Annotated in this window: 14 protein-coding genes and 1 pseudogene; 12 read left to right on the forward strand and 3 right to left on the reverse strand. The window is 46.7% G+C overall.

Annotated features, from left to right (window positions below; all coding sequences use genetic code 11):
• The first annotated feature begins 75 nt into the window (after positions 1-75).
• On the forward strand, positions 76-318 hold the full coding sequence (locus AB6C75_RS16735; RefSeq protein WP_102299817.1) for a hypothetical protein: 243 nt from the start codon (positions 76-78) through the stop codon (positions 316-318).
• Positions 319-439: 121 nt separating this feature from the next.
• On the opposite strand, the gene AB6C75_RS16740 is transcribed toward AB6C75_RS16735, so the two are convergent.
• From AB6C75_RS16740 to AB6C75_RS16750, 3 genes are all read right to left on the reverse strand, one after another.
• Positions 440-3,295, reverse strand: a complete 2,856-nt coding sequence (locus AB6C75_RS16740) for an FAD-binding and (Fe-S)-binding domain-containing protein (RefSeq protein ID WP_372108283.1) — start codon at positions 3,293-3,295, stop codon at positions 440-442.
• 441 nt (positions 3,296-3,736) lie between these two features.
• Positions 3,737-4,876: an FMN-dependent L-lactate dehydrogenase LldD gene (lldD, locus tag AB6C75_RS16745; protein WP_010432610.1), complete on the reverse strand. Its 1,140-nt coding sequence runs from the start codon at positions 4,874-4,876 to the stop codon at positions 3,737-3,739.
• A 205-nt stretch (positions 4,877-5,081) separates the two neighbouring features.
• Positions 5,082-6,788 carry an L-lactate permease gene (locus AB6C75_RS16750; protein ID WP_372108286.1) on the reverse strand — a complete coding sequence of 569 codons (1,707 nt, stop codon included), beginning with the start codon at positions 6,786-6,788 and terminating at the stop codon, positions 5,082-5,084.
• Positions 6,789-6,871: 83 nt separating this feature from the next.
• Here AB6C75_RS16750 and AB6C75_RS16755 point away from each other — a divergent pair, with 83 nt between their 5' ends.
• The 11 genes and pseudogenes from AB6C75_RS16755 to AB6C75_RS16805 all read left to right on the forward strand — a co-directional run bounded on the left by AB6C75_RS16755 (position 6,872) and on the right by AB6C75_RS16805 (position 21,594).
• The gene (locus AB6C75_RS16755) at positions 6,872-7,000 is read left to right on the forward strand and encodes a hypothetical protein (RefSeq protein WP_261879047.1); all 129 of its coding nucleotides are present in this window, start codon (positions 6,872-6,874) and stop codon (positions 6,998-7,000) included.
• Positions 7,001-7,034: 34 nt separating this feature from the next.
• Positions 7,035-7,952 carry a LysR family transcriptional regulator gene (locus AB6C75_RS16760; protein ID WP_372108288.1) on the forward strand — a complete coding sequence of 306 codons (918 nt, stop codon included), beginning with the start codon at positions 7,035-7,037 and terminating at the stop codon, positions 7,950-7,952.
• A gap of 11 nt (positions 7,953-7,963) precedes the next feature.
• Entirely contained in the window at positions 7,964-10,024 is a 2,061-nt protein-coding gene (locus AB6C75_RS16765) for a prolyl oligopeptidase family protein (RefSeq protein ID WP_372108289.1), read from the forward strand.
• Between the two features lie 374 nt (positions 10,025-10,398).
• Positions 10,399-11,739, forward strand: coding sequence for a carbohydrate porin (locus tag AB6C75_RS16770; protein ID WP_372108291.1), 1,341 nt, complete (start codon positions 10,399-10,401; stop codon positions 11,737-11,739).
• Between the two features lie 653 nt (positions 11,740-12,392).
• Positions 12,393-13,400 carry a LacI family DNA-binding transcriptional regulator gene (locus AB6C75_RS16775; protein WP_065111791.1) on the forward strand — a complete coding sequence of 336 codons (1,008 nt, stop codon included), beginning with the start codon at positions 12,393-12,395 and terminating at the stop codon, positions 13,398-13,400.
• Positions 13,401-13,418: 18 nt separating this feature from the next.
• A complete protein-coding gene (locus AB6C75_RS16780; protein ID WP_372108294.1) occupies positions 13,419-14,666 on the forward strand; it encodes an ABC transporter substrate-binding protein in 1,248 nt (415 codons plus the stop codon).
• Positions 14,667-14,732: 66 nt separating this feature from the next.
• The gene (locus AB6C75_RS16785) at positions 14,733-15,719 is read left to right on the forward strand and encodes a carbohydrate ABC transporter permease (protein WP_009846152.1); all 987 of its coding nucleotides are present in this window, start codon (positions 14,733-14,735) and stop codon (positions 15,717-15,719) included.
• A 1-nt stretch (position 15,720) separates the two neighbouring features.
• Positions 15,721-16,614, forward strand: a complete 894-nt coding sequence (locus tag AB6C75_RS16790) for a carbohydrate ABC transporter permease (RefSeq protein WP_009846153.1) — start codon at positions 15,721-15,723, stop codon at positions 16,612-16,614.
• A gap of 17 nt (positions 16,615-16,631) precedes the next feature.
• Positions 16,632-17,981 (forward strand): GH1 family beta-glucosidase, encoded by a 1,350-nt coding sequence (locus AB6C75_RS16795; protein ID WP_372108296.1) that lies wholly within the window; start codon positions 16,632-16,634, stop codon positions 17,979-17,981.
• A pseudogene (locus tag AB6C75_RS16800) lies at positions 17,981-19,072 on the forward strand (ABC transporter ATP-binding protein). The gene AB6C75_RS16795 and the pseudogene AB6C75_RS16800 overlap by 1 nt, the downstream one beginning before the upstream one ends.
• A gap of 107 nt (positions 19,073-19,179) precedes the next feature.
• On the forward strand, positions 19,180-21,594 hold the full coding sequence (locus AB6C75_RS16805; protein WP_372108298.1) for a GH36-type glycosyl hydrolase domain-containing protein: 2,415 nt from the start codon (positions 19,180-19,182) through the stop codon (positions 21,592-21,594).
• The last annotated feature ends 19 nt before the right edge of the window (positions 21,595-21,613 follow it).

Here is a 21,613-nt window from a genome sequence, read left to right on the forward strand (position 1 = left end):
CTCTTTACCATGCTGTTCAAAAAACACTCACGAAAGATCAACACGCCCTAGTAACCCCATTTTTGAGGAAAAATTATGTATCTCGTTTTGTATTGCCACAATATCGGTATGACCGATTTTTCATTCTTTGAAACAGAAGATTTTGACAAAGAAGAGGGCTATATCGTGCGAGGCAAATGGCCGAATGAGAAAGCGTTTCGTGATTACTTAACCAAAGAGTTTGGTGACATGAGCGAATTCCAAGTGATCGACTTAATCGCCAAAGGCGCAGAAGCAGAACATTACTCGCCAGAAGAGTTGATGCGCCTAGCTCAGTAGCTGTTAGCTCAGCAATATCTAGCTCGGTAATACGTTTTAAATCGAATAAAGAAATGGCAGCCTGATTAGGCTGCCATTTTCGTTTTAAGTTAGATCAAATTGCTCTGTACTAAGAGTGAAGCTACTGCGCCACTTCGTCCACCAAGTACAAGATGGATTGATACGGAATGCCACTGTGATGTGATAAACCGATCTCACAGGTTCGGCTGTTGCTGAATCCACGAGTGCAGTTGCTTGGTACTTGTTCTTTGAGTGGGTGTACCGCCGCCTCATTCAGCTCTGGAGTGGTAAAACCTTTATCACCCGCCCAACCACAGCATTGAATATGCTCAGGAACGATGACTTCTTCGGTACAGGCTTTAGCAAGGCTCAACATCGCGCCTTCCAAACCCATTCGACGAGAGCTACAAGTCACATGCAACATCACGGTTTCTTGCAGCGGCTCAAGTGTCAGGTGCTTAAGCAGGTATTGATTCACAAACCCTGTCGGCTCTAATACCTCTAACGGTTTGGTGAACTGTTCAATACTGCGTTTAGCACATGGGCTGGTATCCATTAATATTGGGTATTCACCCTGACGACTCGCTTGCCACAACACTTCTTCGAGTTGTTGTGCTTTAGCTTGGGCTAAATCGGTCATCCCTTTGCTGTCGTAAGGCATGCCACAACATTGGTCGTCTAGCTTCTTCGGAAGAATAACCTCAAATCCGGCTTTGTTAAGTAAAGACATGGTCACTTCAGTTAGAGGACGTTGATCGCCCGCATCGCTTTGTTGTCCCATAGTTCGACTCGCACACGAAGGCAGGTAAACCACCTTCTTATGATTGCTTGAGGATTCTGCCGTCACTGGTGATGAGGTTAGCGAGTGGCTATTGGATTGCGGCATCTCCGGCATCCAAACCGGTGTCGCGCCTTTAGTGATTGAGCGCAAGCCGTTGGTTAGCTTGCCGACTGTGTTTGCGCCTAATACTTTGCTCGCCACTTGGTTGGTTTTGAGGCCGGCCTTAGTCAGTTTAGTGGTGGTCGAGAAATGATCCGCTGTCCATTTGGCGATTGGTGTAAATTTCTCGTACTTGGCAATACGAAGCTTCTTAATCAAATCACCGGTGTTGATTCCCACTGGGCAACGTTCGGCACACAGGCCAGTTGCGGCGCAGGTATCGATACCTTGGTATTCGAAGGTTTTCTCTAGCTCACTTGCTTCTATCTCTTCACCTGCAGCACGGCGGCGTTGTAACTCGCGGTACAGCACGATACGTTGGCGTGGCGATAGAGTTAAGGTACGAGACGGACAAACAGGCTCACAGAAGCCACATTCAATACAGCGGTCGACAAGGTCGTCAGCAGCAGGCATTGGCTTCAAATTCGTGATGTGTGAATTTGGATTGTCGTTAATAATAACGCCGGGGTTGAGCAGTCTTTCTGGATCAAACAAGGCTTTGATCTGTTGCATCAAGGCGTAGCCATCCTTGCCCCATTCTAGCTCCACATAAGGCGCCATGTTACGACCAGTACCATGCTCTGCTTTCAGAGAACCTTGGTATTTCACCGCAACCAGTTCAGCAACGTCATCCATGAAACCGCCGTAGCGATCGATTTCTGTTTGGCTATCAAAGCCTTGAGTAAACACAAAATGCAGGTTGCCTTCGAGGGCATGGCCGAAAATAATCGCTTCGCTGTAGTCGTATTTATCGAACAGCTCTTGCAGCTCTCGAATGCCGTTAGCGAGGTTTTCGACAGGGAAAGCCACGTCTTCGATGATAACGGTTGTACCGACTTCACGAACGGCCCCAACCGCAGGGAACATGCCTTTTCGAATGCCCCATAGGGTTGCGACAGTCTTGGGATCGGACGTGAAAGGGACTGATTCAACAATCGTGTAATCAGCTAATGCGTCCAAAATTGATTTACATTGTAAATCTAAGTCCGGCTGGGAGCTGGCGTGTGATTCAACCAAAATCGCTGCGGCTTCTAAATCCAAGTTCGGCATGAATGCAGGCATACCTGGCTTATCAGCCACTGAACGCAGCGCTCTGCCATCCATCAATTCAACGGCAGCAACGGGTGTTTTTGATAGCGTAGTAACGGCTTTACTGGCTTGTTCGATGTCGGCAAACACCAACAGAGCCGAAGCTTTGTTCGGGTGTTCGATAACCGTGTTGTAGGTAATCTCAGCGATGAAGCCTAGTGTGCCTTCTGAGCCAATCATCAAGTGTTTGATGATCTCGATTGGGTCGTGGTAATCGACCAAAGCATTGAGCGCGTAGCCGGTGGTGTTTTTGAGGCGGTACTTGTGGCGGATTCTGTCTGCGAGTTCTTGGTTTGAAGCTGTCTGTTGATGTAATTCGACAATGCCTTCAAACAGATCTTTATGTGATAGCTTGAATGCTTCAACACTTGCGTTATCTGCCGTATCAAGCAGGGAGCCATCACTCAATACGATTTTCATGCTCTCAACGGTGCGATACGAGTTTTGCGCAGTACCACAACACATGCCGCTGGCGTTATTCGCCGCGATACCACCAATTTTACAGGTATTGATTGAAGCTGGATCTGGGCCGATTTTACGTTGGAAAGGGGCAAGGTATTTGTTGGCATCTGCACCAATCACACCCGGTTGCAGGATGATCTGATTGCCGTTGTCGACAATTTCATGACCACGCCAGTCGTCGGTCAGTGTGATGAGTACCGAGTCTGAAACGGCTTGCCCTGACAGGCTAGTGCCCGCGGCGCGAAAGGTAAAATGAATACCGAGTTCGCGACAACTTTGAATGGTGAATATCACTTCGTCTAAGTTTTTGAGCCTTAGAACCATTTTCGGCACCAAGCGATAAAAACTCGCATCGGTGCCGTAAGCCAAGCGCTTTGCCTCTTGAGTGACAATGCGTTCTGATTCGATTTTTTGAGCCAGTATCGCTTCAAGCTGCTGATAAGCTTGTGCCTCTATTACTCGCTCATGGGATGTGGTCGTCTCCATCTTTGCTTCCTTGTGCTTCTTATTTGGCACTGTTCAGGGCGTGTTGACCTTTCGTGATTAAATTTTGTTCGAGATAAAAGCGTTTTAATCGCGGCGAGGGGGAAGTAGCCTAGTTACTCTAAGCAAATCCCCCTCAACAAAGAGTAAAACGCTTTTAGCTGAACCCTTCGGGCAGCGTTTGCTGGCCATTTCTACTAAGTTATCGGCTTCTTATGTAGGCTAGCTACACATCGACGCCTCTGCCTTGTATAAATACCCAGCAACTCGCTGCAAAAATCAGCTCGAAAGATCAACACGCCCTAGCTTTTTATTTTATTTTCCAGTGCTTAAACGGTGTCACAACGGCAGTGTAATTGCTGTGACACCGATTGAACTTCAGTCTAAGTAGACCAAAGCATGAATCCGAATCCGAATCCGAATCCGAATCTAAATCGTTGAGGTTTAATCTAGCCCTACCAGAGATTCGCGAGTTAAGTCTTTGATTGTCTTGGCGCCAGTTAGAGTCATCGCAACGCGCATCTCTTTGTCATATAGGTCGAGTAGGTTCTCAACACCTGCTTGTCCCTGCGCTGCTAACGCGTAGACGAAAGAGCGACCAAGCAAGGTGCAGTCTGCGCCCATCGCCATCATGCGAACTACATCTAAGCCAGTACGAATGCCAGAGTCGACCAGAATCTTAGTGTCGCCTTTTACCGCGTCTGCAATCGCAGGCAGTGCTTTAGCACTTGATAGAACACCATCCAGCTGACGACCACCGTGGTTTGAAACTACGATACCGTCTGCACCAAATCTAACGGCGTCTTTTGCATCTTCTTCATCAAGAATGCCTTTGATGACCATCGGGCCGTCCCAGAAGTCACGGATCCACTCTAGGTCTTTCCATGAAATGGACGGGTCGAAGTTGTCACCCAACCAACCGATGTAGTCTTCCAGTTTGGTTGGAGAACCGCGGTAAGTAGAGATATTGCCAAGATCGTGTGGCTTGCCTAGTAGGCCAACATCAACAGCCCAACTAGGATGACGCATAGATTGAAATACACGACGAATTGCTGCATTTGGACCACTCATTCCTGAGTGCATGTCACGGTAGCGAGCGCCGGGTACTGGCATATCCACCGTGAAGACCAGTGTCGTCACGCCTGCCGCTTTGGCACGTTCCAATACGTTCTTCATGAAGCCACGATCTTTTAGTACGTAAAGTTGGAACCACATTGGGCGCTCAATCTTAGGTGCGACTTCTTCAATCGGGCATACCGATACGGTCGACATCGTAAAAGGGATGCCTTTGTTATCGGCGGCTTTTGCTGCTTGTACTTCACCACGTCGTGCGTACATGCCTGTTAGGCCAACTGGAGCTAATGCAATCGGCATCGCCAGCTTTTCGCCAAACAACTCGGTTTCCAAATTTAGGTCCGACATGTCATTGAGGACACGCTGCTTGAGCGCGATCTCTGCAAGATCGGCCGTGTTGCGGCGTAGGGTATGTTCTCCGTAAGAACCACCGTCAATGTAGTGGAAAAGAAACGGTGGTAATTTCGCTTTTGCTGCGGCGCGGTAATCAGTCGATGCGGATATGATCATAATTTCAGTCCTAAATTCTTGGGATGTTGCCCTTCTATGAGAGCTTGGCTTGGGCTGCTTGTTGTTCTTAATAAAATGGCGTTAATACCCGGGGGTGTTGATGTGTTTTAGTATCCATTCCGAAACTCATCAACTGTCTTATTAGACGGTGTTGCAGTCGGGGAATTGTGTATTAACGCCAAGTGCTTTTGTAACGACTTATGGTTTACATAAGTGCGTCTGTCATTTTGAAGCCGTAGATAACCACTAGGCCGATGATTCCGGTCATCACCAAGTAGTAGAACGTTGGGATGATTGTCTTACGTAGTGTTGCGCCTTCACGTCCTAACAAGCCTACGGTCGCAGATGCGGCTACCACGTTGTGAATCGCAATCATGTTACCTGCTGCAGCACCAACGGCTTGCAGAGCAACAACCACAGCACTAGAGATCGACAGTGTTTGTGCTACTTCGAATTGGAACTGGCTGAACATCATGTTTGAAACGGTGTTCGAACCTGCAATGAAGGCACCTAACGCACCCACCGTGGCACTTAACGCTGGGAATGCGCCGCCGACTAGGTCAGCTGCAAAGTTTGCAGTGGTTACTGGCATACTTGCTAAATCGGCACCGTTCACGCCAGAATTAATGAAGATACGAACCATTGGGATAGTGAACACCAACACAAAGCCAGCGCCTATCAGAGTGTTGCTCGACTCACCAAAGGCTTTAGCCAGTGGAGCTGCACTGCGAGATTGCATTAGAACCGCAACCAGCGCGACGAAGACTAAGATGCCGCCTGGTAGATACAGAGGTTGAATCGCTGTGCTTACACCGGTCTCGCCAAGGATGTTGCTGAAAGAAAGGCTAACGCTCTTAAGCAGGCCTTTGAACTCAGGGCTCACACGGCTAGCAACTAGAGTGACAGCGAGCAGCACGTAAGGTGCCCATGCCATCGCCATGCTCATTTTCTTATGACCTTGCTTACTGTTTGAATGAGTGTCATCTAGATCGATTTTCAAAGAACCTAGCCATTCTGCTGGCCACTTGTCTTCGCTCTCAAAATCCCATTTTGATTTAGGAACGAGGAAGCCACGTTTTGCTGCTGTTACAACAATAGCAAGGCCAACTAAACCACCAATCAGTGATGGGAACTCAGCACCGAGGAAAACACCCGTTAGTGCGTAAGGAATGGTGAAAGCGGCACCTGCGAACAGTGCGAATGGCAGGATATCAAGACCTTCAGTCCAGCTTTTGTTCTTACCGAAGAAGCGAGTCAGCATCATCGCCATCAATACAGGAATCATCACACCAACGCAGGCATGGATGATTGCAACACTTGATGTGATCTGTTGTAGGTAAGCATCCCATGTTGAACCATTGGCAATCAGGCTTTCACCGATGTTGTGCGTATCCAAACCTTTGTTTACGCCAACGATGATAGGTGTACCCACCGCGCCAAACGATACCGGCGTAGATTGAATCATCATGCCCATCAGTACCGCGGCTAACGCTGGGAAGCCAATTGCAACCAATAATGGAGCGGCGATTGCAGCAGGTGTGCCGAAGCCAGACGCACCTTCAATGAATGAACCAAAACACCAAGCAATGATGATCGCTTGTACACGACGGTCTGCTGATATGTCAGTAAATCCGTTGCGGATGGTGGTGATAGCTCCGGTGTGTTTCAAAGTGTTTAATAAGAAGATGGCGCCAAACACAATCCAGAGAACCGACACGGTAATGCCGAAGCCTTGGAATACTGAAGCCAGCACGCGAGTGCTAGACATATCCCATGCGAATAGGGCGATAGCAACGGTTAATGCAAATGCCACGGGCATCGCTTTTTTTGCAGGCCAGTTAAGGCCAACCAGCAGAATCGCTGCAACAACTATTGGCGAAAAGGCCAATAAAGCTAGTAGAGTTTCACTCATGGGTACTTCCTCGTACTTGTTTTCAAACGTTCATGTTTGAAGTGAATAACACGTCATTAGTTTTGTAGGTGTATCTGAATCTCATGGATTCAATTGTTGTAATTAGAGTCGCTTTATTTGTAACCGATGTGATTGCAAAAGCTGTTTTTGTAATTGTTTTGTTAATTTGGCGTGAATTTACCCCTTTATTTTTTATTGATATAGGGAAATAATGAAAATAATTAATTCCAAAATTGGCATAATCAAATGCGAGCAGACGATTTGATCCTGTTTTCACAGGTAGTAGAGCTAGGTAGTTTTAGTAAGGTGGCGGAACAAAATAACCTTACAAATTCGGTAGTTAGTAAGAGAATTGCGCGTTTGGAAGAAGAGATAGGCGTGCAGCTATTATATCGAACCACGCGTAAATTGACCCTGACCGAGGCGGGCAAGGCAATGTTACACGGAGCCAAAAATGTGAAGCAGGCGGCTCAAGAGGCTATGGACGCAGTTTCAGGCTTTGGTGAAAATGTCAGTGGTCATATCAAAATGTCAGTGCCTACTATCTCCGGAGATTTGATTCTCGCAGACGCTGTTGCCGAGTTTTGTAATATGCATCCAGGTTTAACGGTCGATATGTCTCTTAACAATCGATTTGTTGATTTGGTTGAGGATGGTCTCGACTTGGTCATTCGAACTGGTTACTTGGAAGACTCAAGCTTAATTGCCCGTCATATATTGGATTCACAATGGGTGGTATGTGCCTCGCCATCTTATATCGCTAAGAACGGGAAGCCGATGCATCCCAAGGATTTGGTCGAGCACAATTGCTTGCAATACGCTTATCAAACGACAGGCGCCAGCGAGTGGCAGTTCTTACACAGTAAGGATGGCTGTACCGACAACGACAAATACATCGTGCGTGTCTCTGGCTCTTTTTCTACCGATAACGCGACGGCATTAAGAAAAGCCGCTTTGGGCGGTCATGGTGTGGCGTACGTACCGCGTTGTCTGGTTTATCACGACATTCGTAACGGCCAGCTGGTGGACATCTTTCCAGATTTGGTCGGTAAAAAACTGGGTATTTATGCTGTGTACCCCTTTACGCGCCAGCCACCGAACAAGATTAAGTTATTGATTGAACACATCAGAACGCGTTATCTGACGATTTCACATTATTTTTAATAAGGATCACGATGAGCTATTTAAAAGAGTATCAATGTCCAGTCACCAACAAACAGATCGTCAGCGATGACTACTTTGGTCAGATAATCGAAGACCCATATCGCTGGTTAGTAGACGACAGAAGTGACGAAACAGCGCAGTGGGTGGCGAGCCAAAATGCAGTCACGTTTGATTACCTCGCTCAAATCCCGTATCGCGCAGAACTGCGAGAGCGATTGGCGAAAGCACAAGACTACAAAAAGAGCTCACAGCCGTTTGTGCGAGGTGATTACACCTATTTCTATAAGAATGATGGTCTGCAGAATCACAGTATTCTTTATCGTCAGAAAGAAGGCCTGCAGGTTGAAGTGTTCCTAGATCCGAATACCTTCTCGGAAGATGGCACCACATCACTGGGTTCGGTGTCGTTTTCTAAAGACTACAGCCTAGTGGCGTACAGCATTTCTGAGGGCGGCAGTGACTGGCGCAAGATCTTCGTGATTGATACCGAGACTAAACAGCAGCTCGAAACGGAAATCACAGACGCTAAATTTACCGGTATTTCTTGGTTGGGTAATCGCGGCTTTTATTACTCTAGTTACGACAAGCCAGACGGCAGCCAGCTTTCTGCACGTACCGAACAGCACAAACTTTACTTCCATGAGTTGGGTACAGAGCAAGCTAGCGACAAGGTGATTTTTGGTGAGAACAACACCGAGCAGCACCGCTATGTATCAGGCTATACCACCGAAGATGACCGTTACTTGATCATTCTAGGGCGAGAGTCGACATCGGGTAACAGGCTGTTCTATATCGATTTAAATTCACCAGAACAAAAGCTGAATACGCTGATTGGTCATGTGGATAGCGACACTTATCTCATCGATAACCAAGATGAGACCTTCATTCTATACACCAATCTTGATGCGCCTAATGGCAAGGTGGTGAGCTTTGATACTCGCGATGGGAAATGGCTCGAAATCATCCCTGAAAAGCCACAGCCATTGGATATCAGTACGGGCGGTGGCTACTTGTTTGCCCACTACATGGTGGATGTGGTGTCTAAGATTGAGCAGTTGGATTACCAAGGTAACCTAGTTCGTGAAATTCATTTGCCTGGGCTGGGAACGGCCAGTGGCTTAGGTGGAAAAAACGAGCAAACTCAGCTTTATTACACCTTTACCAACTATGTAACGCCGCCAACGATTTTCTCTTTCGATGTCGAATCAGGCAATTCTGAAATCTACCAACGCTCTGAGTCTCCGTTTGAGTCGGATCAATTTGAGTCTAAACAAGTCTTCTATACCTCGAAAGATGGCACCAAGGTTCCGATGCTTATCTCTTATAAGAAGGGATTAGTGTTAGATGGCAATAATCCAACCATGTTGTACGCCTATGGTGGCTTTAACGTTAGCCTAACGCCTTCTTTCTCGGGCACTGTTGGCAGTTGGCTAGAACTGGGTGGCGTATATGCGGTGCCAAACCTGCGTGGCGGTGGTGAGTATGGTAAGGCGTGGCACAAAGCCGGAACTCAGCAGAAAAAGCAGAATGTCTTTGACGACTTCATTGCTGCTGCCGAGTTCTTAATTGAAGAAAACTATACCAGTAGCGATAAGTTGGCGATTCGCGGCGGTTCTAACGGAGGCTTGCTGGTAGGCGCTTGTATGACACAAAGGCCAGAGCTGTTCCAAGTGGCTCTGCCTGCGGTTGGGGTGTTGGACATGTTGCGTTACCACACATTCACGTCTGGCGAAGGTTGGGCGTACGACTACGGTACATCCGCGCAAAATAAAGAGATGTTCGAATATCTGCTTGGTTATTCTCCGGTTCATAATGTGGTGCGCGGCACGGACTATCCTGCGACATTGGTGACGACCGCTGATCACGATGACCGAGTGGTACCGGCTCACTCTTATAAGTTCATCTCAGAGCTGCAAGATAAGCATGAAGGCGGTGCGCCCGTGATGATTCGTATCGATGTTAATGCGGGCCATGGTGCTGGGATGCCGTTGAGTAAAGCGATCGATCTCACTGCTGATATCTACGCATTTACCCTGTTCAATATGGGAATAGAGTCCCTAGATTCAATCTAAAAAATACTTAATTTTAGATAACTGGGTATTTGACTCAGTCCAAAAAGCCTCAAAATCTGCCTTAGATTTTGAGGCTTTTCATATTTACGAAAACCAATCAAAATTTCACCATATTTTCCTCGCTCCACCACACTCTTTTCCGTGATAGACCCCGCCATTACTGATGAAATGAAAGCGATTTCAAGCTGTATTGTTACGGATTTTTACGTCTATCTATCTGATTATAAATAAATAACCATTTCTGGTGATAACTCTAAAAGTTTCATGGTATTTAGGCTGGTTTATCAGTGTGAACAGCAACCAACTTTTCAACGCTTTCATTGCTTAATATTTCCCTGTTCGATGAAAACTCAAAAAAATAATAGGGAATTACAATGCAAAAATTTAAGCTTTTGCCAATAACGGTCGCAGTGGCGGCTTCGCTTGCTTCACTCTCTTCTTTTGCTGCTGATACTAATATCGAAGCACTAGAAAAACGAATTCAAGAGTTAGAATCTAAGGTTGTTGATATTGATTATGTTAACGATCAACAACCCGCGGTTTTAACGGCTGAAACTAAGGTGCCAGATGGCATCGTCTTCTCTGGTTATGCTCGTTACGGCGCTCACTACAAGAGCGGTGATGAGCGTTACGTAGATATCGGTACAACAGGTCGTTCTGTCGGTCGTTTGGGTAACGAAGCTAATGGTGGTGAGGTTCAGCTAGCTAAGCTTTTCGAAGCTGACAATGGTGCGATTTGGGACGTCGTATTCATGGCCGACCACTGGGAAGCAGATGCTTGGGCTGACGATGGCGGCTTGAGCATGAAAAAAATGTACGCTGGTGTAACCAATGTATTTGAAAGCCAACCAGAACTTTACATGTGGGCTGGTCGTGACTTCCATCAACGTCCGCAACAAGGTTTGAACGATTACTTCTGGATGACACACGATGGTCAAGGTGCTGGCTTTAACAACTTAGATTTCGGCGGCGCGAAGCTAGATATGGGCTTTGTAGGCCAAGTAAAAGGCGGCCTAGTGAATGACAACGGCCGATACGCCGTGACTGCGAAACTACACAGCATTGACGCTGGTATTGGTAATCTGGATTTTTACGCGAACTACGGTTTTGCTTCTGATGAAGCGGATACAGCAAGCTCTACTGAGTACGTAATCGATCAAGATACAGGTTTAACTGAAAAAGTGGTGACTGCTGGTACTAAAGTCAGTGATGAAACGGCTTACTTGGTAGGTGCTACGTTAGGCTTAGGCGATTCTAACCGATTAATAGTGAAATACGGTGACGGTGCAGATTCATCGGTATTTGAACTTAAAGGTGACTACCAAACTTTTTACGCAAGTTTAGAAGGTAACTACGCAGCATCGGATAAATTCATCATTGGTTACTTAGTGTCGTACAAAGACAACTCTGGTGCAGACTTAGATCGTGATAACACCGAATACGCGGGTATCGTTCGTCCACAGTACCAATGGGATGATGTTCACTCTACATGGTTAGAAGCTGGCTACGGCATGGTTGATTACGATGACGACGGTGAAGAGAATGCGTGGAAAGTAACTCTATCTCAAAACGTTTCTCTAGGTGGCTTACCTTGGAGTCGTCCAATGCTTCGCTTTTACACAACCGTGGGTGATGTAGAAACTAAAGGCAACACTGTGAACACAACCAATGTTGATACATTGTCGTTCGGCGCAATGTTTGAAGCTTGGTGGTAATCACAAGCTAGAAACAATAGCTCTTTGAATTAGGCATATTTTCAAAGAGCCATACTTTCGAATATCCATGCTTTTTAAGAGCATACGTTGAAATACCTATGCTTTTAAAGAGTAAGTAATACTGTCCATTTTAGCCCTAAAGGCAGATTAATTAGGGCACGTTTCAATTAACTCCATTCTTGGGCACATTCTTTGTGCCTTTTTTTCGTCTTGAATATCTGTTGTATCATTTTGGATTGCCTCTCCCTCTGCTCTCCATGACATCTTCAATACCTCGTTTCATATTATTTTAATCTATCTCGCGTACCCTGCTTTATCCCTAGTAATTGTAATGGCTAACTCACGTCGTAGCCTTTGCATATCAATAGCCTAGATGGTGGAAAATACTCGATACCCATCGTATTTGATACGCCAATAGGTGTGTTGAAACCCCTTCACGGAACTAAGGCTTTTAACAAAACTGACTCACGATGGATTCATGATTTCATGAAACAGTTTCATGGCGTGAAGTTAATCTGTAAGCGCTTTCATGATTTCCACAACTGGCCTTTTTACCTCCAACTTTAGTGTGATGACACTCACTTCAACCAAGACGCCTTTCTTTAATAATCGTTTTGTAAGCGGTTACAAGCTAATGAAGTATCGAGGTTCGAGTGGCAACAATTAAACACGTATCAGAACATGCAGGTGTGTCTCAGGCGACAGTGTCTAGGGTTATTAATGGCACTAGCAGAGTCAGTCATGACAAGAAGTTAAAGGTTGAAAAAGCGATCAAAGAATTGGGTTATCGCCCGAACTCTATTGCTCAAGCTTTGGCTTCAAGTCGTACCGGAAGTGTTGGTGTAGTTGTTCCAGAACTGGGCGGTTCTTTCTATTCAGGCATCTTGCATTGCATAGAGGAAAACCTACGCCGCTTTGGTTACCACGCTGTCGTTACAGCGGGTTCGAATACTGAGCAAGGGCAACGTGAGTCTGTGGAGTTTCTGTTGGGGCGTCGTGTTGATGCTTTGATTCTTCATACTCAATTGCTCAGTGATGATTATTTAATTGAATTGGAAGAACAGGGGACCCCTGTGGTTTTAATTAACCGCTTCATCCCAGAAATGGCGATGAGTTGCATTGATATTGATAACGAAGTCGGGGGGCTACTCGCTACTCAATATCTTTTGCAAAAGGGACACACAGATATCGCGTGTATTACCGGGCCTTTAGATAAGGCAGACGCTAGGGGGCGTTTGCAGGGGTATCGAAAGGCCTTGGAAGAAGCGGGTGTGCCATACGATGAAGCCTTAGTCTCGGAAGCGGGCTTTACTGAAGAGACGGGCATCAGTGCTATGAAGAAGCTGATGAATCGTAAGTGTCATTTCACCGCAGTATTTGCTTCGAATGATCACATGGCATTTGGCGCTTTCGAAGTGTTACACGAAGAAGGGCTCTCTGTACCGAGAGACGTTTCATTGGTGGGCTTCGATAACACCATCTTCGCGCGCTATCTGACCCCTAGTTTGACCACCATTAATTTCCCTATTGAAGAGATGAGCATTGAAGCTGTGCAGCTCACTCTGCAAAAGCTAAAGAAAATAAAACATGACGTGAACTTTAAATTGCTGCCGACGTTGGTCACTAGAAACTCGGTATCGGATTTACCAGTTACCCTATAAAAATATTAAGGATAGAACATGAAATTTAAGACCTTAGCGCTTTCATGCGCGGTTGCTTTAGGATTAGGTACAACATCTGCAAATGCAGCAGACAAAGAAATTCGTTTCGACGGTTTCCCTGATTTCGATAGCAGCCTGAAGGTATTACTGCCTGATTTCGAAAAGGAAACGGGTATCAAAGTTGATTACCTTATGAACAACCACGGTGACCACCACACGAAACTGACAACGAACCTTGCAACAGGTTCTGGTGCGGGTGATGTGATTGTTGTGGACGTTGAGAAAATTGGTCCATTCGTGGGTTCTGGTGGCCTAGTTAACTTGTCTGAAAACTACGGTGCAGATAAGTACGAAGAACGATTCGCACCTTACGCATGGGCACAGGGCAAAGGCGCTGATGGCGATATGTACGGCATCCCTGTCGACCTTGGTCCTGGCGTTATGTACTACCGCACTGACGTGTTCGAAAAAGCAGGCATTAATGTAGAAGACGCAATCAAAGATTGGGACTCATACATCGCTGCTGGTGAAAAACTGAAAGAGCAAAACGTACAACTTATCGCTTCAGCAGCCGACGTAGCACAAGCAATTATCTTCACGACGGTTCCTGAAGGTGAAGGTCTGTACTTCGATAAAGATGGCAACCCTGTTGTGACATCAGAGCGTTTTGTTCACGCTTTTGAAGTAGCAAAAGAGATTCGCGACAAAGGTTTAGACGGCCGTATCCTAGCTTGGTCTAACGAATGGTACGAAGGCTTCCGCAACGGCACATTTGCAACTCAACTTTCTGGCGCTTGGCTTCTTGGTCATCTAAACAACTGGATTGCACCTGAAACTAAAGGCAAGTGGGCAGTAGAAAACCTACCTGATGGTATCTACGGCAGTTGGGGTGGTTCATTCCTTTCAATTCCAACTCAATCAGACAACCCAGATGAAGCTTGGGCGCTTATTGAATACATGACGACGGATCGTGAAGTACAGCTTAAACACTTCGAAACGATTGCTGCTTTCCCAGCGAACATCACCACGTATGACGATGAGCTTTTCCAAGAAGAGATGGAATTCCTAGGCGGACAAAAAGCCCGTCTTCTTTTTGCTGAAGTGGCGCAAAACATCAAACCCGTCTCTCCAGCACAAGGCGACCACGTTGCACGTTCTATTATTTTAGAGAACGCATTGATGGAAGTACTTGATGAAGGTAAAGACATCAAGACTGCGCTTAAAGAGGCAGAGCGTCTAATCAAGCGTCGCACGCGCAATCTTTAATTTGTTTTTACTTTAAGTAAGTGAGGAAGCGTGGATAACGCGCTTCCTTTTTAAGAGGTCGTTACTATGAATCATACAGCGAGCACAACGATAGAACCTGCGGACAAAAGCCTTTTTTCTCGTCTAAATTTGAAAGCGCTTACACCGTATGGATTTCTTCTGCCGTTTCTGATCATTTTTTCTGTATTTGGGATCTTCCCGCTGTTGTTCTCTGTTTACCTGTCGTTCCACGAGTGGAACCCGGTAAGAGGCATGGATGCGATGGAGTTTGTGGGTTTTGAGAACTATCACATTGCTTTAACGGACCCATGGCTATGGCGTTCATTGAAGAACACGCTTTGGCTAGCGATCACTTCAGGCGTGGCTCAGCACTTAGTCGCTATTCCAGTGGCTTACATGTTGGTTTCAATGGGTGACCGTATGCGTCACTGGCTAACATCGGCGTACTTTCTACCGTTCATCACATCAACGGTCGCAGCGTCACTGATTTTCTTCAACATGTACTCTCCTAACTCAGGAATTATTAACCAAACGCTGATGGCTCTGGCTGATAGCACGCTGTTTGGTTGGGCATTTGCTTGGGTTAATGATTTTCAACCCATCCGCTGGTTAGACGATGCCACTATGGTGAAGCCGTCTATCGCGATCATGGTTTTCTGGAAATACACCGGTTTTAACATCGTCCTTTACACCACGGGTTTAATGACGATTCCTAAAGACATTTTAGAAGCTGCTCGTATGGATGGTGCCAATGCCTTCCGCCGCTTCTGGAACATCTCACTACCAATGATTCGTCCATTTATCTTCTTTGCAATTACGATGACCATCATCGGTAACCTGCAAATGTTTGAAGAACCGTTCGTACTAACGCGTGGCACAGGTGGTACAGGCCAATCTGGTTTAACTATCTCTATGTACCTCTACAAAGTGGGTTGGGAATGGCTAGAAATGGGCACGGCCTCAGCGATTTCATGGCTTCTGTTTGCACTCATCGCGACTTGTACATTGGTTCAATTTTTACTCTTCGGTAAGAAAGGCTTAGGGGAACATTAAGATGTCGACATCAATTAAGACAAATACCTCACCACTAAGTGGACTGATACCAAGCGAACGCAGCATGTTCATTCTGACTAAGATCTTGATGGTCATGCTAGGTATCTTACTGGTTGTTTCAGCGCTAATTACAGTCTTTCCATTTGTATGGTCGGCACTGCTATCAACGCGTGACCGTTCTGAAATTTTTGGCACGGGCATTAGCTTTGCGATTGGCGATAGCCTGGCGATTAACTACGCTAAATTGCTTGAAATCATGCCGTTTTGGAAAGCGATGTTTAACTCGATTTACGTGGCTTTCTTAGGCACCACTATCTCGCTGCTGTTTTGTAGCATGGGTGGCTACGCGTTTGCTGTGTTTAAGTTCCGCGGTAAGAACGTGTTGTTCGGCATGCTGGTTGGCTCAATGGCGATTCCGCCTGTGCTTAGCTTGATCCCTTACTTCATGATCGTGAAATTCTTAGGCTTGTTGGATAACCACATGGCGGTATGGCTACCGTTCACCACCACACCATTTGGTATCTTCTTGATGCGTCAGCACGTGATTGCATCGATTCCAAAAGAGCTACTTGAAGCAGCGAAATTGGATGGTGCTGGTGAGTTCAGAACGTACTGGAGCGTGGTACTGCCACTGATGAAGCCTGCACTGGCAACGCTTGCGATTGTTCAGTTCGTTTTCTTCTGGAACATGTTCATGCAGCCTCTCGTGGTGCTAAACAACCCAGATAACTATGTTATTACGCAAGCACTTCGAAGTGTTCAAGGTATTCCGAATACGCCATGGGGCGCGGTAATGCTAGGTACCACAATTTCTATTTTACCGCTCGTGATTACTTACTTGTTCGCATCGAAACAGATGATCAGTGGTTTAACGTCCGGCGCAGTCAAAGGTTAGGTTTAAGGGTTATAACAATGAATAAATATCAACTTCCAAGTGATTCAAAGTTACGCAGTAAGGAATTTGTATTCGGTGTCGCGACATCTTCATACCAAATTGAAGGCGGCGTTGAAGAAGGCGGTCGTACACCGTCTATCTGGGACACTTTCTGTAAGACGCCGGGCAAGGTCGATAACGGCGACAATGGTGATGTGGCGTGTGATCACTACCATTTATGGCAACAAGATATCGAGATGATTCAAGGCTTAGGCGTTGATGCTTACCGTCTATCTATTGCATGGCCGCGCATCCTGCCACAAGACGGTGTCGTGAACCAGCAAGGTCTAGAGTTTTACGGTCAGATCATCGATGAGTGTCATGCTCGTGGCATGAAGGTATATGTGACGTTGTATCACTGGGATCTTCCGCAATACCTTGAAGATAAAGGCGGCTGGCTAAACCGAGAAACGTCTTACAAATTCGCAGAATACGCAGAAGTGGTGAGTAAGTACTTTGGCGATAACATTGACGTGTACACCACGCTCAATGAACCGTTTGTGTCTGCGTTCCTAGGCTACCGTTGGGGCGAACACGCGCCAGGTATCAAAGGTGAGAAAGAAGGCTACCTAGCATCTCACCACCTAATGCTGGCACACGGTTTGGCAATGCCGATCCTTCGTAACAATGCACCTCATGCTAAGCATGGTGTGGTATTCAACGCGACACCAGCTTACCCGCTGACGCCACAAGACCAAGCGGCAGCAGATTACTGCGAAGCCGAGAACTACCACTGGTTCATCGCCCCAGTATTGAAAGGCGAGTACCCGCAGTTAGTGGTTGAGCGTCAAGCGATGAACATGCCGATGATCCTTGACGGTGATTTAGACATCATCAGCGCACCGGTCGATTACATCGGCATCAACTACTACACACGCAATGTCGCTCGCTTCAATGAGAATGGCGACATTGAATCAGTAAAACAGACTGACGCAGAACACACTTACATCGGCTGGGAGATTAACCCACAAGGTTTAACCGATTTATTGGTCAGACTGGATGCGCGTTACGAAAACATGCCGCCTATCTACATCACAGAAAATGGCGCAGCGGGCAACGATGAACGTGTTAACGGACAAGTGATGGATGACCAACGTGTTCGCTATTTCCAAGGTCATATCGAAGCGGTTCACAACGCGGTTGAAGCCGGTGTGAAAGTTGATGGTTACTTCGCTTGGAGCCTGATGGATAACTTTGAGTGGGCATTCGGCTACTGCCAGCGTTTCGGCATTGTCCATGTTGACTACACCACCCAAGAAAGAACATTGAAACAGAGCGCAATTGCGTACCGAAATATGCTGCTAGAGCGCGCTGAGGAGAACAGATAATGGCTAAAGTAGAATTTAAGAACATCAAAAAATCATTCGGTGATGTTGAAGTTGTAAAAGAGTTTGATTTTACGGTTGAAGACGGTGAGTTCGTGGTTTTTCTTGGCCCATCTGGCTGTGGTAAATCGACAACGCTACGCATGCTAGCTGGCCTTGAAAGCATCAGTTCTGGTGATATCGTCGTTGGTGGCAAGTTGATGAATAAAGTCGACGCGAAAGACCGTGACTTGGCGATGGTATTCCAAAGCTACGCTCTGTACCCACATATGACGGTGTACGAGAACATCGCCTTTGCGCTAAAACTGAAGGGCATGCCAAAAGCAGAAATCGACGTAGAAGTGCTAAAAGCGGCGAAAATGCTAGAACTTGACCCGCTACTGAACCGTAAGCCAAAAGAGCTTTCTGGTGGTCAGCGTCAGCGTGTAGCAATGGGCCGCGCAATGGTTCGTACACCTAAGGTCTTCTTGTTTGATGAGCCGTTATCTAACCTCGATGCCAAACTGCGTGGCGTAATGCGTGAAGAGATCAAACATCTACACCGCGAGCTTAAAACCACTACGATCTACGTAACCCACGATCAGATCGAAGCGATGACACTGGCGGATCGCATCGTGATCCTGAAAGACGGTTATGTTGCTCAAGTTGGTACACCAACCGAGGTGTTCCAGCGTCCTGCAAACAAGTTTGTCGCGCAATTCATTGGTAACCCGTCAATGAACATGTTGGAAGCAAAACTGATTGAAAAAGAAGGCGAGTACTTCGTTGAAATTGGCGATGTTCATATCCCACTGCCTGAGCGCTTTAAGTCTCTGGCGTCTAAGAACCTAGCGCTGCATTTTGGTGTTCGTCCAACAGACATTCACCTACGTGCCGAGCAAGTTGACCACGACCGCGTGCTGCCATTCCCTGTGAAAATCAAAGACTAGGAATTACTGGGCGCAAGCATTCTTCTGAAAACAGAAATTGGCGGTCAGCCGTTGATGGTTGAAACCCAAGCGGCTGAAGTGGATGTAAAAGATCTGACGCTTTACTTGGATTTGGATGCTTTCCACTTGTTCGATGCTCTGAGTGAGAACTCGCTAGCGAGCTAGTCAATTACGAGCTAGCCAATCAATTTAAATCAGCCATGAGCTGACACCAACCAACTTACGACAAATTGTTTTGGCTCCTCCTGATTTGGGAGGGGCTAGGGATAGTGATGATGAAATTCGGATATTTTGACGATAAAAGCAAAGAATACGTAGCAACCACACCGTGTACGCCGATCAAATGGTGTAACTATGTCGGCACATTAGATTTCGGTGGCATTGTTGATAGCAACGGTGGCGTGTTGTTGTGTAAGGGCGATCCTGCACTCAACCGTATCACTAAGTACATTGCTCAACTGCCAAACTCAGACTTCAAAGGCTCGACCATGTACCTTAAGGTGCGTGATGAAGCGGGCAATGTAGAGGTGTTCTCACCGTTCTACACACCCACTCTGAAGCCGCTCGATAAGTTTGAAAACCACACCGGTTTGTCTTACACCACCATCATTGCAGAAGCCTTTGGTGTGCGTTGTGAAGCTACTTTCTTTGTACCAAAAGCTGACCAAGTACTGCTACAAGACATCAAAGTGACCAACATTTCAGACAAAGCACTGCACGTTGATGTGGTACCTGTGTACGAATTTACACACTTCGATGCGCTTAAACAGCTACTCAATGCGGACTGGGTTCCACAAACCATGACGCTAAAAGCACACCAGCAAGAGTCGGGTCATACCGTGCTTGAGCAGTATGCTTTCATGAAGCGTGACTACGCGGTGAACCTGATGACAGCGGATCGCCCTGCGACGTCTTTTGATGGTGATCGCCAATCGTTCCTAGGTAATTTGGGCTACGGTACATGGGCAGCGCCACAAGCACTAAACAATGATGAATTAGGCAACACCGAGTGTTTGCGTGGCGACAACATTGGTGCACTTAACCTGCGCCTAGGTTGGTTATCTCCAGAGCAGACCGAACGTACGAGTGTACAAATCGCGCAAGAACAGAGCCTAGAAGCAGCATTGCCTCTGCTGGCTAAATATCGTGACCATCAAGTGGTTGATTCAGCTTTCGCTGAACTGGCTGAACATTGGGATGGTTACCTGCAAGCGGTTCAGGTTGAAACGCCAGATCCTGCGATGAACTCGATGTTGAACGTACATAACCCACGTCAGTGTCACACAACCAAAAACTGGTCTCGTTACTTGTCTCTGTATCAGCTTGGCTATGGTGCTCGTGGTATCGGTTTCCGTGACTCTTCGCAAGATACCTTGGGCGTGATTACTCACATGCCAGAAGAGGCGCGTGAGTTCATTGAGCGTCTGCTTTCTGTTCAGAACACCAACGGTTCTGCGATGCATCAGTTCTTCCCATCAACGATGGAAGCGAACGCGGGTGACTCACGTGAAGAGGAAGATCGCCCTGATTATTACGGCGATGATCACCTGTGGATCATCTACGCGGTGACGCAATATGTGAAAGAAACGGGTAATGCAGACTTCTTGAATAAAGAGCTCCCGTTCTATCAAAAAGACAAAGCGGGCAACCCAGTTGAAACGGGAACGGTTTGGAACCACCTGTGCCGCGCGATTGAATTTACTTATACCAATACTGGTGAGCACGGCCTACCGTTGTTAGGTTTTGCTGACTGGAATGACACGGTGAACCTGCCAACGGGTGCTGAGTCGATGATGGTGGCGAACATGTACGGCAAAGCACTGCTCGATATGTTGGACTTGTGTGAGCTGCGTGGCGAAGCGCAACTGACGGCTAAGTTTAAAGATCAGTATCAACAGATGCAGAGTACGGTGAATGAGTGCGGCTGGGATGGCGAATGGTTTGTTCGTTACTTTGATGAGCAGGGTTTGCCGATTGGTTCTCACAAGAACGAGCAAGGGCAGATCTACACCAACGGTCAAAGCTGGCCTGTAATCTCTGGTTTCGCGACTCAAGAACGTGCAACGCAAGCGCTAGATTCGGTTTACAACAAACTAAACACCACCAATGGCATCAAGCTTTCAACTCCTGGTTACAACGGCTTTGATCCGCAGCTAGGCGGTGTTTCAACTTACCCACCAGGTGCGAAAGAGAACGGCGGTATCTTCTTGCATTCAAACCCATGGGTGATGATCGCAGAAGCGAAAATGGGCAACGGTGAGCGTGCTTACGAGTACTACCGTCAAATCAACCCGGCTTCTAAGAACGACGACATAGATACCTTCGAATCTGAGCCATACTGCTACCCACAAAACATTCTGGGTGACGAGCACAAACAGTTCGGTTTAGGACGTAATGCATGGCTTTCAGGTACTTCATCTTGGACTTACGTGGCGGGTATGCAGTGGATTCTGGGTGTTCGACCTGAAGTGGATGGTTTGCTGGTGGATCCTTGTATTCCTGCTGAGTGGCCTGAATTCAAAGTTCGTCGTCAGTTCCGTGGTGCGACTTATCATATTCATGTCACTAACCCGAATAACGTGTGTAAAGGTGTGGTTGAAATGAAGGTAAATGGTGACCTAATTTCAGGCAACAAAGCACCGGTATTTACATCGGGTGAGCACACCATCGAGGTGATTTTAGGTTAACAAGAGAAGGGCGCTTTAT

It is taken from the genome of Vibrio sp. 10N.237.312.B06 (genome assembly GCF_041464685.1).
In the GTDB taxonomy this organism is placed as follows: Bacteria; Pseudomonadota; Gammaproteobacteria; order Enterobacterales; family Vibrionaceae; genus Vibrio; species Vibrio tasmaniensis_A.